The organism is Luoshenia tenuis, from assembly GCF_014384745.1.
Taxonomy (GTDB): Bacteria; Bacillota; Clostridia; order Christensenellales.
This window is the reverse complement of the sequence record NZ_JACRSO010000001.1, coordinates 997,791-1,011,580: the sequence shown is the minus strand read 5'-3', so window position 1 is coordinate 1,011,580 and position 13,790 is coordinate 997,791. Positions and strand designations below refer to the sequence as shown.

Genomic DNA, 13,790 nt, shown 5'->3' with positions numbered 1-13,790 from the left:
GGTGGCGATGGCGAAGGGGAACCACCTGTTCCCATACCGAACACAGAAGTTAAGCCCTTCAGCGCCGATGGTACTTGGCTGGTGACGGCCCGGGAGAGTAGGACGCTGCCGGATGTTATGGAACAGCGCTGCGCTTGAGCAGCGCTGTTCCTTTTTTTACTACTGCTTTTATTGCTTTTTTTTAGTCATATATGGTAAAGTGGGAAACAGACAAGCATATGACAGGAGGATGCTATGAGCGCACGACATTACACTGTAGAGGCGCACCCCAAAAAGCTGGGTACCTTAAAGGGAATAGGCGTTACGCTGCTTTTGGCCGGCATGGTCCTGCTGATCTCCTTTCTTACTTACGTCTTGGCGGCAGCGGCGCCGCAGCTTGGGCCTTGGCCGAGCTACGTGGCAATTGCATTGGTGATCCTGCTGGGGATCTTCATCGGGCGTAGGCGGATGGGATATTATACTTATGAATTGTATGGCGAAAAGTTGACGATCTACCGTACGATGGGGAAGAAAACCACGGCGCTGCTCACCCTGCCGGTCAGCGCGATCACGGGCATCGGCGCAAAAGCGAAGGTCAATGGCCGTGGACAATACTTTTGCTATGAAAAGGGGAATGGGTTCCATCTTTCTTATCGCGCCGAGAAAGGGGAGGGCTGGTTTTATTTTCAGCCAGACGCCCGGATGGTCAAAATGCTTCAGGACGTACGTGCCGGGCGTAAAACGCCCGATGCCGACGTAGAAGATGACTAAAATTGAGGCGTACAGGCACCTTGCGCGGTATAAAACATATGCTAAAGGTAAAGGCTAATGGCATATGGCGAACAAGGAAGGTGCTGGATTTGGGTAAGGTTATCCTGGGGTGCTGCGCATGCTGTGGTAAATTCGGGGGGCATATGATGCGCCTGCCGGGTGGAAGGCTCTGCAGAAGCTGTGAGGGAAGGATCATTAAACAGCGCGCCCACGAGCATGAACCCGAACTGATCGGCCAGATTTATCGCCTGATTTCCCCGGGTATCCTTGACGAATGGCTGGCCCGGACGGTAGAATGAGGACATACGGGCTTATAGCGGTGCACAAACAAGAGCAGCTTAAAGGGCCGCTCTTTTTTCTTGCCCATTTCGAGGAGGAATATAATGGAACAGGACAGGCTGCCGCTGTGTGAAGCGTTGGAACGCTATGCGGGACAGGCCAGCGTGCGCCTTCATATGCCGGGGCATAAGGGGAAGGGTGACGGAGCGCTGCAGGCTTTTCCTTTGGCGTGGGATGTAACCGAGGTGCCGGGAACAGGCGACTTATATGCCGGCGAAGGCCCCATTGCGCAGGCTGAGGCTCTGGCGGCACAGGCGTTCGGGGCGGGGCATAGCTTCTTTTCCACAGGAGGCGCTTCGCTGGGGATATTCGCGATGCTGGCGGTAACGCTGCGCCAGGGCGACCATGTTCTAGTGGGCCGGGACGCACACCGCAGCGCGATCGATGCGATGGCACTGCTGGGGCTTGAACCGGTCTGGCTGCCGGTGGGCAGCGATAGCGTATCCGGCCTGCCGGGCGTTATAGCGGTAGAAACGCTGGCGCATGCCATCCGGCTACACCCTGAGGCTAAGGCTGTTTTTATCACTTACCCCAATTATTATGGCCTTTGTGCCGATATCGAGCAGATCGCACAGGTCGCCCATGCGGCGAACCTTAGCCTGTTGGTGGACGAGGCGCATGGTTCCCACTTTGCCTTTCACCCTGCGCTGCCGATGAGCGCAGGCGCTGCCGGGGCGGACATGTGGGTGGATTCGGCGCATAAGACCCTGTCGGCCTTAACGCAGGGGGCAGTCTTACACACAACGCAAGAGATCAATCCGGCGCAGGTACGGCGGGCCATGGCGCTGGGGGGGAGCTCCAGCCCCAATTATCTGATTATGGCGTCGCTGGATATAGCCCGGCGAACGGCTGCAATGCAGGGGAGCGCGCGCCTGTGCGTTCTGATGGAAACACTCCAAAAGTTTAGAGCGTCCGTTTCGCAGGTAGAGGGGATATCCTGTCCGAGCCTTGTGGGACGGGCGGGCGTCTTTTGCCAGGATCCTACCCGGCTGGTCTTATCCGTAAAGGAACTGGGGATGACCGGTTATGCAGCGGACCAATGGCTGAGGGCGCATTTTGGCATCCAAATGGAGATGGCCGACCGCGATCACGTGGTGGCGATCACGACGATGGTGGATGACGCGGATGATATAGAAAAATTGCTGCAGGCCATCTGCGCAATGGCGGACGCACATAGCGGACGGAAGGAAATAAAATACCCTTCCGGCGTGGCGTTGCCGTTGCCCGAAAGGCAGATGCCCCTTCGGGAAGCGGTGCTCTCGGCGCGGGAGGATGTTCTGTTAGACCAGGCGGATGGCCGAATCGCGGCCGCTTCCTTCGGCGCGTATCCCCCCGGGATTCCGGCGGTATGCCCGGGGGAAGGGATCACACGGGAGATCATAATGGGCCTGCTGGAGCAGCAGCGCCAGGGAGCGAGACTATTTGGCGTAGCGGAACAAAAAATTGCGGTGGTGAAAATATGAGGGTACCTTTTGATACGGTGTTATTTGACCTGGATGGAACGCTGTCCGACTCAAAGGAGGGTATTATCCATTCGATTCTTTACGCGCTGGATAAACTATATATAAAGGAAGATAACCCCCGAAAGCTGGAGGCCTTTGTGGGCCCGGCATTGCGCGATTCCTTCCGGCGCTATTATGGGATGGAAGGCGAGCAACTGGAGCAGGTGGTCAAGCTCTACCGGGAATACTTTGTCCCCAAGGGGATGTTTGAAAACGAATTGTACCCCGGCATCCGGGAGATGCTGGCGGAGCTGAAAGAGGCCGGTGTCCGCATCATCCTTTGTACGGCAAAGCCGGAGATCTATGCCCGCCAGATTCTTGAGCATTTTGACATCCTGCGCTATTTTGATTATGTCAAGGGCGCATCTCTGGACGCCAGCCTTGGAAAGAAGCGGGACATTATCCGCTGCGTGCTGGATCAGGGTTGGGTGACCGGCCGCTGTGCCATGGTGGGCGACCGCCGGGACGACCTGCAGGGCGCGCGGGATAACGAGATCCCGGGATTGGGCGTGCGCTGGGGGTATGGGCTGCCGGGCGAGATGGAAGGTTGCGATCCAACGACAATATTTGAACGGGTGGAAGATTTAAAGCGTTTTCTATTGGGCCAGAGGGGATACTTCATCACCTTTGAAGGGCAGGATGGCGCCGGGAAGACCACGCAGATGAAGCGCTTGCAACAGGCGTTGGAGGAGAGGGGCTACTGTGTGCGGATGACCCGGGAGCCGGGAGGGTGCCCGATCTCCGAGCAGATCAGAGAGATTCTGCTGAACATCGGAAACGACGAGATGGACGGCGTTTGCGAGGCTTATTTATATGCCGCCGCGCGGGCGCAGCATGTGCGCCAGGTGATCGTCCCGGCCTTGATGCGGGGAGAGATCGTGCTGTGCGACCGGTTTATCGACTCCTCCTTGGCCTACCAGGGGGCGGGTCGGGGGTTGGGCGTGGAGCGCGTGGCCCAGATCAACCGCGAGGCTATAGGAGAATGGATGCCGGACCTGACGCTGTATTTTTCGTTGGACCCGGAAAGCGGGATGCAGCGCAATGCAACCGGCGGCAAGACTTTAGACCGGATGGAGGCGGCGGGGGAGGACTTCCGCGCCCGCGTGCGTGCGGGGTTTATGGAATTGGCCAAGGGCCAGCCCGGAAGAATCCGCGTGGTGGATGCGGATCGCTCGCTGGAGGACGTGTGGCAGCAAGTGCTATCGGCCGTGCAGGAATATTTGCATTTAAGCCGGACATAGCGTATAATAATAGTAGGAAACAGGGAAAATGGATATAGAATTGCCACCGGCAAAAAGGGGAGGTTGAACAATATGAAGATGATTATCGCCATCGTGCAGGATGAGGACTCCCAGCGGGTTATCGCAACGCTGATGAACGAAGGCTACAGCGTAACGAAACTGGCGACCACCGGCGGTTTTCTGCGCGTAGGAAATACCACGATGATGATCGGCGTGGACGATGAGAAATTAGATGGCGCGCTGGCCATCATTGAGAACGTTTGCAAGAGCCGCAAGCAGATCGCTACTTCGCCCAGCCCGGTCGCGGGGATTACCGGCATGTACGTGCCCTATCCCATCGAGGTGACCGTGGGCGGCGCCACGGTTTTCGTGCTCAACGTAGACCAGTTTAAAAAGATGTAATCCCTTTGTACAAGGGAGATCAACCGATGAAGTGAAATACGGCCGCCAAACATGGCGGCCGTATTATTGTAAAAGAAAGGATGGTGCGCGCGGTGCTGATCGGGCAGGAACAGTTGCAGTCTGCATTGATGGGGCAGATTTCGGGCGGGCGTCATGTGCATGCCTATCTGGTATGTGGGGCGCCGGGTTCGGGCAAGCGGACGCTGGCGGCCTGGTGGGCGCAGACCCTGCTATGCCTGCAGCCGGGCAAACAGGGCCCCTGCGGCCGGTGCGGGTGCTGCGTGCGCTTTGCCAGCGGCAACCACCCAGACTATACGCTTTTTACGGCTGATAAGGGTAAAAATGGCGTGGAGGATATCCGTACATTACTGGAGGACCTGCCCGTCAGGCCCTATGAGGGACGGTATAAGATCATTGTCATCGCCCAAGCGGATAAACTGACGCCGCAGGCCCAAAACGCCCTTTTAAAGTCCCTGGAAGAGCCGCCGGAATATGCGATCTTTATTTTGACGACCGGCAATGTGCAGATGATCTTGCCTACGGTGCGCTCGCGCTGCGAGATTTTGCATATGCAGCGGGTTCAGCCCCGGATTTTAAAAACCGTGCTGCAGGAGCGGGCCCCTCAGGCGGATCCCTTGCGGATGGAAGCGGCCTGCGCCATGGCGGACGGGTGTATCGGCAAGGCGCTGGAGCTGGTGGGCGACGATGATCTGTTTGCCCGGCGGGAGCGGGCCTACCGGCAGCTATGTGCCGTGACGCAGCTAAAAAAGCAGGATGTACCGGGGCTGCTTACCGCTTTTAAGGGTGCCAGGGAGGAGAATGTGCAGCTGTTGGGTTTTTGGCTATCCATGCTGCGAGATATGCTGTGCATGAAGATCGGTATCCAGGCACTGGAGAACGCGGATTACGCGGCGGAACTGGAGAAAAATTCCCGCCTCTTTACAACCGGCCAGCTAAAAGGTATGATGAATACGGTATATGAAACGCAAAAACGCATCGCCGGCAATGCGAACGCAGGCATGGCTGCCGAGCGGATGCTTTCCGAATTATTGGAGGAAATGTCATGATGTCGACCATCGTAGGGGTCCGTTTTAAACAGACGGGCAAAATTTATTTTTTCGATCCGGGGGAGCTGGAGGTCGAGGTAGGCCAGCCGGTCATCGTAGAGACGCAGCGCGGCGTGGAGATGGGCAAGGTGGCGCTTTCTAAACGCGAGGTGGAGGAAAGCCAGATCGCCTCGCCGCTGAAAAAGATCGTCCGCCTGGCAACGGCGGAGGACGAGCAGCGCGTGGCGGATAATGCGCGTAAGGAGAAAGAAGCATTGCCGATCTGCCAGCAAAAGGCGGATAAGCACGGGCTGGATATGCGCGTGGTAGACGTGGAATACAGCTTTGATGCTAGCAAGATCGTTTTTTTCTTTACCGCAGAAGGCCGGGTGGACTTCCGTGAGCTGGTCAAAGATTTGGCCGGCACCTTCCGCGCGCGCATCGAGCTGCGGCAGATCGGCGTGCGGGATGAGGCTAAAATGCTGGGGGGATTGGGCCCTTGCGGGCGGATCGTGTGCTGTAACGCTTATCTGGGCGATTTTCAGCCGGTATCCATCAAGATGGCCAAAGAGCAGAATCTGTCACTGAATCCCACCAAGATCTCCGGCCTGTGCGGACGGCTGATCTGCTGCCTGAAATACGAGCAGGATACTTACGAACGCACCATTAAAAAGATGCCGCGCGTGGGATCTGAAATCAATACGCCAGACGGGGCAGGGCTGGTATTGGGCAACAACCTGGTGCGCGAGCGGGTAAAGGTGCGCATCCCCTTACCGGACGGGACCTTTGATTTAAGGGAATATTCCATTGCCGAGATCAACCGCGGGCCTGTAGAGCGGCGCGCAGAGGGGGAAAAGGAGCAGGAACCGCGCCCGGAACGGCCCCCGCGGCCGCAAAATCAGGATGGGCCGCGCAGGCCGCCGCGCGAGCGGATGAACCGGGAGCCGCGCGAGGCACACCCGGCTAAAGAGGCTGGGGAGAACCATGAAGCGCGCGAAGTACGCGAGGCGCGCCAGGAAAAAACCGCCGGCCAGCGCCGAGGCAGCCGGGGCGGCAACCGTTCCCGCCGGGGCGGGGCAAGGCCGCCGCGCAGGGATGGCCCCGCGCCTGAGAAGCGGCAGGATCATCCGCAGCAGGCGCGCACGCAGGGCGCGCGCCCAAGGCCGGAAAGGCCGCAGCAGCCCCGCCAGACGGAAGGTCAGGGCGAAAAAGAGATGCGCCGGGGCGGCTACCGCAGCGGCCAGATTTAAACAAACGAGAAATGTGCAAAATGGCCCTTTCTTTTCGGCGGAATAACTGCTATAATAGCGCTGTATATTGATAAGGCTAATGCTTTAGAGTTACTCTAAAGGGAGGTGAAATGAGATGGCTTACAAAATTAGCGATGCCTGCATCAGCTGTGGTGCTTGTGAGGCGGAGTGCCCCGTTAATGCGATTTCGCAGGGGGATAGCTCTTACGTGATCGATGCCGATACCTGCATTTCCTGCGGTCAGTGCGCCGAGGTTTGCCCGGTGGACGCTCCCCAGGAGGCCTAATTACGGTTAGAGGCGAAACGCGCCCCCGCTTTTGCGGTGGGCGCGTTTTTTTAATATATAGCGGGCCGATATATTTTAAACCTATAACAAATTTGTAAAGTTTTGTTAATATTTAAAGGGAAATAGAATTTTGCGTCGAATAATAAAAGCCCCATAAGCGCGGAGATTTCTATATATGGTGTAATCTTCGTTGAAAAAGTATGTATATTGATATAGATTATGACTTGGGAGAAGGTAGAGGATGAAGAAAAACGGGATGAAAAAAATTATTGCGGTTTTTTTGGCGGTGGCGATCACGGTATTTTTTGCTTGCCCGCTGTTCCCCAGCAATCAGGCGAATGCCGCGCGGGATTACAGCACCGTACGCGTACTGCTCACCCAGTTGGGGACGCCGGGCAGCATCGCCGTACAGGTCAATGGCGTATATTCTATTGCTGGGCGCAGCGATATCAAGATTTCAAGCGGATCCACCATTACCGTACGCAACAGCGGCGGGCAGCTGCAGGTGACGACCGGCGCGGGCACCTTTAATCTGGGCTCCAGCTTCTACATGCAGGAGTACGACGTGGGCGCCATGGGTACGCTGCAGGCGGGAGGCAATAAATACCCCGGCAACATGGAGTTTAGGGTCAGCGGTTCGGGCGTAGCCCTGGTCAACCATGTATATATCGAGCACTATCTTTACGGCGTTTTGCCCTATGAGATCGGCAATAGCTGGCCGATGGAGGCCATGAAGGCGCAGGCGGTCTGCGCGCGCTCGTACACGATTGCTATCGTCAACTCCAACGGCAACAGTTATTATGACCTTTATGATGATGACCGCTCGCAGATGTACGGTGGGTATAACGCCTCTTACGGAAACTGTATTACGGCGGTTAATGCGACACAGGGCGAAGTGATTATGCTGGACGGCGCGGTAGTCCCGGGATACTATTCCTCCACCAATGGCGGCTGGACAGAATCGGCCCGGGCGGGCGGCTGTGCAACCAGGGATTTTAGCTGCTTTGTGGTAAAGGAGGATCCGTACGACAAAGAAGCGGCGAAAAATGTCAAAGGGCTGGAGTATACCATGACGATCCCGAAAGACATTTCTACGCTCAGCCGCAGTTCTACGGAGTTCAGCCTGATCGCGGGTAAGATGGCGCAGGCTATCGGCTGCAGCACCAGCGGTGTTACGCTCAATGAGTTGCAGGATATTAAGCTGGTCAATCCCCGTAACAATTTTTCTACCAATCCGGACCGGCAGTTTGAGAAACTGCAGATGACCATACGTGCCACGGCTAACGGTACGAGTTATACCAAGACCATCTCCCTGCATGTACGAGAGGATATTAAAGCGGCATATACTGAATCAAAGGTAAACTTTAGGATGATTACCCTGGAGGATGCGGGCAGCGCCTGGAAGGCGACTATTTGCCGCAACGGCCACGGTGTGGGGATGAGCCAGCGTGGCGCCCAGGTAATGGCGCGGGATTATGGCAAGAACTACAAGCAGATTCTGTTTGACCTGTACTTTGTGGGCGCTTCCATCGGTTCGGTAGGCATTACCCAGCCGGACAAGCCCGATTATAACGTGACGATCATCGGTACGGGCAAGGTAAACGTATCCCAAGGTTCTAGCCTGAACATGCGCTCTGGCCCCGGAACCAGTTACGGTAAGGTAGGCTCTCTGGCGCGCGGTGAAACGGTAGAGATCATTTCGACCTCCGGCGATTGGTACTATATCCGTTGCAACGGCGTGTTGGGATATGTCAGTAAGGAGTATATTGTATTGGATGGCGAACTGGGTCCCGAGGGCGGCGGCGAGCAGCCCAACCTGCCCACGGGTACGGTAACGGCATCATCGCTTAATGTGCGTAAGGGCCCCGGCACGAATTATGCCTCTATGGGGACTATTCCTCAGGGCACTGTCGTCGAGGTGCTGGAAAAGGGCACCGAATGGATCAAGATCGTGTATAACGGCGGAGTCGGCTATGTCAGCGCCGAGTATTTGGATATTGCAGATGCGCCGGAGCCCACGCCGCCGGATAACCCGGATAGTGATGTGGTCGCGACCGGTACGGTCAATGCGTCTGCGTTGATGCTGCGGGTAGAGCCCAGCACGAGCGCAGCGATCGTTGCGCGTATGCCTAATGGCTCAAAAGTAGATATTTTGGAAAAGGGCGGCGAGTGGCATAAGGTCCGCTATAATGGCGATGTAGGTTATGCCTCTGCGCAATATATCAAAGATATTGTAGACGTGGCCCAGCCGACACCTACGCCGACACCTACGCCGACGCCGACGCCGACGCCGACACCCACGCCGACGCCGACACCCACGCCTACGCCGACACCCACGCCTACGCCGACACCCACGCCGACGCCGACACCTACGCCTACGCCGACACCTACGCCTACGCCGACACCCACGCCGACGCCGACACCCACGCCGACACCTACGCCTACGCCCACACCGGAGCCTGAACAGGACTTTGTTTATGGTTGGTCGACGGTGACCCATCCTGTTTATATTTATTCGCGACCGGGCGGTGGACCTACCACCGGCGAGATGGGGCCGGATAACCTGGTAGAGGTCTATTACCAGTCGGGGAACTATTACTATGTCGTGTGTGGAGATTACACAGGCTATGTAAAGACCAGCGAGGTACGTCTGACGGGCCCGCTGCCCAGCGGCGGTGGCGGCGGTACGGCGGTCGCCACCGGTACGGTGGACGCTACCAGCTTGAATATGCGCTCCGCCCCCAGCACAGGTGCAACGGTGTTGACCCGTATTCCCAATGGAGCAAAGGTGGATATTCTTGAAAAAGGCGGCGCCTGGCATAAGATCAGATATAATGGCCAGGTAGGTTATGTCAGCGCCGAGTATATCAAGATCGCCGGCGAGGGCGGCGGCGAGACGGTCGTCACAACCGGCACCGTTAATGCCAGCAGTTTGAACCTGCGCTCTGCCCCCAGCACCAGCGCATCCAGGATCGGGAGTATCCCCAGGGGAGCAAAGGTGGATATTCTTGAGAAGGGCGGCGCCTGGCATAAGGTCAAGTATAACGGCCAAGTAGGCTACGTCAGCGCCGAATATATCATTCTGGAGGGCGAAGGCGGGGGCGGCAGCACGCCTTCGGTAAGCACGGGCAAGGTCAACGCCACGAGCCTGAACCTGCGCTCGTCCCCCAGTACCAGCGCTTCCATTTTAACGCGTATCCCCAATGGGGCGACGGTCGAGATCCTGGAAACGACCAGCGGCTGGTACAAAGTGCGCTATAATGGGACGACGGGTTATGTCAGCGCGGATTATATCAATACAGATGCCGTGGGCAAGACCATGACGGTCACGGCATCCGCCCTGAACGTGCGCACGGGCGCGGGCACCAACTATCCCATTGCCGGGCAGTTGCCGCGGGGGACCAAGGTCGAGGTCTTGGATAACCTGGGCGAGTGGTTGCGCATCCGCGCGGGCAGCGTAAGCGGCTACGTCAGCGCCCAATATTTGGATTGATCGGTTTAAAAGGCCGGGGAATTTCCCCGGCCTTTTTCTTTTTGGAGCAAGGAATAAAATATTCTGTCAAAATCTCATTTGAATGAAAGGATATCCACGGAGAATGTAGAATAGTTTTTAAAGATAGATAAAAAACAATGAGGAGGGAAACGGGATGCCGGTTACCATTCGGGATGTACGCGTCATCATGACCGCGCCGCCGCAGGATCAAAAGGGAGAGGCTTCCGGTAAAGCGGGCAAGGAGATCTATGCCGGGCCGAACCTGGTGGTGGTGCGCATCGACACATCGGATGCGGGGCTGTATGGGCTGGGTTGTGCGACCTATACGCAAAGGGCAGCCGCGGTTAAAACCGCTGTGGAAACCTATTTAAAACCGCTGATCCTGGGACGCAATGTGGATGAGATCGAGGACATCTGGCATATTTGCATGGTCAACCCTTATTGGCGCAATGGGCCTGTGCTCAATAACGCGGTCTCTGGGGTAGATCAGGCCCTCTGGGATATTAAGGGCAAGCGCGCGGGCATGCCGGTCTATCAGCTTTTGGGCGGCAAATGCCGGGAGGGGGTGCTGGCTTACCGGCACGCCGACGGACGCGACCCCATTGAGGTAGAGGACAATGTGCGGCGCTTTATGGAACAGGGCTTTACCCATGTGCGCATTCAGCAGGGGCTTTATGGCGGACGGGATCAAAGGCTGCACCAAACCATAAATCCGCGAGAGGGCGCGTATTATGATCCAAAACAGTATATGAAAACGACGGTGGGGTTGTTTGAGCATATTCGAAGTCAACTGGGCGACCAGGTCGAACTGCTGCACGATATCCATGAACGACTGGCGCCGCAGTATGCGGTGCAACTGGCCAAGGCACTGGAGCCCTATGACCTGTTTTTCCTGGAAGATGCGCTGCCGCCCGAACAGGTGGCCTACTTCCGTCAGATACGCGCCCAAAGCGCCATACCGCTGGCTATGGGCGAACTGTTTGTAAACCCCACGGAGTGGATGCCGCTGATTTCTGAGCGGTTGATCGATTATATCCGCTGCCATATCAGCCAGATCGGCGGGCTGACGCCGGCACGTAAGCTAGCCGCGGTTTGCGAGGCCTTTGGCCTGCGTACGGCCTGGCATGGGCCGCCGGATGTATCGCCTATTGGCCATGCGGCCAATATCCATTTGGACCTGGCAACGCGCAATTTCGGCATCCAGGAGTGGCCGCATATTTCTGAACAGCTGCGCGAGGTATTCCCGGGGACGCCCGAAACGCGCGATGGCTATATTTATCTGAACGAAGCGCCCGGCTGGGGCGTGGAGATCGACGAAAAGGCGGCGGCTAAGTACCCCTGCGTGCATGAGCCGCCCCGCTGGACAGCGGCACGCCTGCCGGACGGGACCAGCGTGACGCCTTAAATTCGCGGCTAAGCGCGAAATATACCCCACTTGACAAATTCCTGTAGCTATTTAGTAAATATAGTTGGATTGTGCGGGACTTTGGTGGGATGCTATACTGATTGTACGAGAAAAAAGGACAAAGTGGGGGACAGGAAGTGAAGGACTTTCATCCTTTTTCAGGAGAGGGGCAGTTTTACCGGGGCGCGCTGCATACGCATACGCTAAGATCGGACGGCGCGCTTTCGGTAGAGGAGACCATTGCCGCATATGTGGCGGCGGGTTATGATTTTATGGCCATTACCGATCACCAGCGTTATTGGAGAAAAAGCTCGCCGGATATCACGATCCTAAACGGGATGGAGATGAACGGTACCATCCGTCATGGAGAGGCAAAAGTATGGCACCATCTGTTGTGCATTGGCGCTGGAGAGGAACCCTACCGGCATGAGCAGGAATTCCCTATGGGGGATTTTGATGACATCGCCCTGGCGCAGGCCCAGGTGGACGCGTTTACCGATGGCGGCAAGAATTTGATCGCCATCGCATATCCGGAGTGGACGCAGATGGCGCTGGATGATTACGAAGCGCTGGAGGGCTTTTGGGCGATCGAGGTATTCAACAACGGAATATTTCTGGATAAGGAGATCGGCTATACCTTGGGGCCTTGGGATGCGCTGCTTAAAAGCGGCAAACGCGTCTATGGCATCGCTTCGGACGACGCCCATCAAAGCGACCAGTTCGACGGCGGCTGGATGATGGTCTGGGCGGCGGATAACTCGCCGCGGGCGCTGACGGACGCGCTGCGCGAGGGGCGCTTTTATGCCACGACCGGTCCATCGATCGAGAGTTTCTATGTGAAAGATGGGGTATTGGTGGTGCGCAGTTCGCCTTGCCGGCGGATCGTCTGCTATACGGGCGATGCGGAAATACCGCCCATCGCTACTTATAATGTTAGCGGCGCGCCGGTGTATGAGGCAAGCTATCCCGTAAAGGCAAGCTACCGTTATATGCGGGTGCAATGCGTGGACGAGGATTATCAAATGGCCTTTAGCCAGCCGATCTGGCTGGAGGATCTGGCGGACTAGAATCGATAGACGGGGGAAGAAATACATGCGTTATGTTCGTTTAGGGCGTGCCGGCGTTAAAGTTTCGCGGGTGGCGCTGGGCACGGGCAGGCTGGGCAGCGGCGTGCCGGAGGAAACATCCATTCAGATCATTCACCGTGCGCTGGAGCTGGGCATAAATTTTATCGATACGGCTGATATTTATGGCGGCGGCGCCAGCGAGATCGCGGTGGGCAAGGCGCTGCAGGGGCGGCGGGACGAGGTCGTCCTGGGGACAAAGTTCAAGATCGATACCGATGACGGCCCAAACGGGCAGGGCGCCAGCCGCTACCGGATCATGCGCCAGGTAGAGCGCAGCTTAAAACGCCTGCAGACCGATTATATCGACCTGTATCAGATCCATCGGCCGGATGGAGAGTGCGAGATCGACGAGACGCTGCGGGCGATGGACGATCTGGTACGCCAGGGCAAGGTGCGCTATATCGGCTGCTCTAATTTTGACGCGTGGCGGATCATGGAGGCGCTGTGGGTATCGGACCGGATGAATCTGGAACGGTTTGTGACCAACCAGCCCCGCTATAATATGCTGGACCGGCATGTAGAGCAGGAGATTCTGCCAGCGTGCAAGAAATTTGGGCTGGCGACGCTGTGCTATTCGCCGCTGGAGGGCGGCATGCTGACGGGTAAATACCTGGGCGGGACCCAGGCGGGCTACCGCCTGACGGGGGAGGAGTTGCAGGACCCCAAGCGGCAGGCACAGTTGCAAAAGGTTGCACAGTTTAAGACTATAGCGGATCGCCTGGGGGTATCGCTGGCCAACCTGGCCATTGCCTGGCTGATCCACCGCGGGGAGGACGTGATTCCGATTCTGGGCGCTTCGCGGCCGGGGCAGCTGGATGAAAACATCCAGGCGCTGGAGCTGACGCTGGATCAGGAGATCCTGCAGCAAATCGAGGCGATCAACCCCAGCCCGTTTTTCGATTTTACGCTGCGCTGAACAATATAGATAGACATAAAGGGCGCCGGCATC

General features: G+C 57.0%; 11 protein-coding genes, 1 rRNA gene and 3 pseudogenes. All 15 read left to right on the top strand.

Features of this window, described 5'->3' with window-relative positions; genetic code table 11:
- A 5S ribosomal RNA gene (gene rrf / locus H8699_RS04780) occupies positions 1-114 on the top strand; the annotation flags it as partial.
- A gap of 120 nt (positions 115-234) precedes the next feature.
- Entirely contained in the window at positions 235-750 is a 516-nt protein-coding gene (locus H8699_RS04775) for a hypothetical protein (RefSeq protein WP_249284703.1), read from the top strand.
- A gap of 89 nt (positions 751-839) precedes the next feature.
- Entirely contained in the window at positions 840-1,049 is a 210-nt protein-coding gene (locus H8699_RS04770; RefSeq protein ID WP_138296584.1) for a hypothetical protein, read from the top strand.
- Positions 1,050-1,133: 84 nt separating this feature from the next.
- Positions 1,134-2,552, top strand: coding sequence for an aminotransferase class I/II-fold pyridoxal phosphate-dependent enzyme (locus H8699_RS04765; protein ID WP_249284702.1), 1,419 nt, complete (start codon positions 1,134-1,136; stop codon positions 2,550-2,552).
- Positions 2,438-3,166 (top strand): annotated as a pseudogene (locus H8699_RS12595) (HAD hydrolase-like protein); the annotation flags it as partial. The gene H8699_RS04765 and the pseudogene H8699_RS12595, both read left to right, overlap by 115 nt.
- A gap of 24 nt (positions 3,167-3,190) precedes the next feature.
- A complete protein-coding gene (gene tmk, locus H8699_RS12590) occupies positions 3,191-3,832 on the top strand; it encodes a dTMP kinase (protein WP_407943995.1) in 642 nt (213 codons plus the stop codon).
- Positions 3,833-3,904: 72 nt separating this feature from the next.
- Positions 3,905-4,234 carry a cyclic-di-AMP receptor gene (locus H8699_RS04755; RefSeq protein WP_138296581.1) on the top strand — a complete coding sequence of 110 codons (330 nt, stop codon included), beginning with the start codon at positions 3,905-3,907 and terminating at the stop codon, positions 4,232-4,234.
- Positions 4,235-4,326: 92 nt separating this feature from the next.
- Positions 4,327-5,301: a DNA polymerase III subunit delta' gene (gene holB, locus H8699_RS04750; RefSeq protein WP_249284700.1), complete on the top strand. Its 975-nt coding sequence runs from the start codon at positions 4,327-4,329 to the stop codon at positions 5,299-5,301.
- A complete protein-coding gene (locus tag H8699_RS12520) occupies positions 5,298-6,530 on the top strand; it encodes a PSP1 domain-containing protein (RefSeq protein ID WP_249284699.1) in 1,233 nt (410 codons plus the stop codon). Before holB ends, H8699_RS12520 begins: the two co-directional genes overlap by 4 nt.
- Positions 6,531-6,645: 115 nt before the next feature.
- Positions 6,646-6,816, top strand: a complete 171-nt coding sequence (locus H8699_RS04740) for a DUF362 domain-containing protein (RefSeq protein WP_138296579.1) — start codon at positions 6,646-6,648, stop codon at positions 6,814-6,816.
- A 241-nt stretch (positions 6,817-7,057) separates the two neighbouring features.
- Positions 7,058-10,099: pseudogene (locus tag H8699_RS04735) on the top strand (SH3 domain-containing protein); the annotation flags it as partial.
- 45 nt (positions 10,100-10,144) lie between these two features.
- A pseudogene (locus H8699_RS12585) lies at positions 10,145-10,309 on the top strand (SH3 domain-containing protein); the annotation flags it as partial.
- A 154-nt stretch (positions 10,310-10,463) separates the two neighbouring features.
- Positions 10,464-11,714, top strand: coding sequence for an enolase C-terminal domain-like protein (locus H8699_RS04730; RefSeq protein WP_249284697.1), 1,251 nt, complete (start codon positions 10,464-10,466; stop codon positions 11,712-11,714).
- 101 nt (positions 11,715-11,815) lie between these two features.
- Entirely contained in the window at positions 11,816-12,781 is a 966-nt protein-coding gene (locus tag H8699_RS04725; RefSeq protein WP_249284696.1) for a CehA/McbA family metallohydrolase, read from the top strand.
- A 25-nt stretch (positions 12,782-12,806) separates the two neighbouring features.
- Complete coding sequence (locus tag H8699_RS04720) at positions 12,807-13,757, top strand: aldo/keto reductase (RefSeq protein ID WP_249284695.1); 951 nt, start codon at positions 12,807-12,809, stop codon at positions 13,755-13,757.
- Positions 13,758-13,790: the final 33 nt, after the last annotated feature.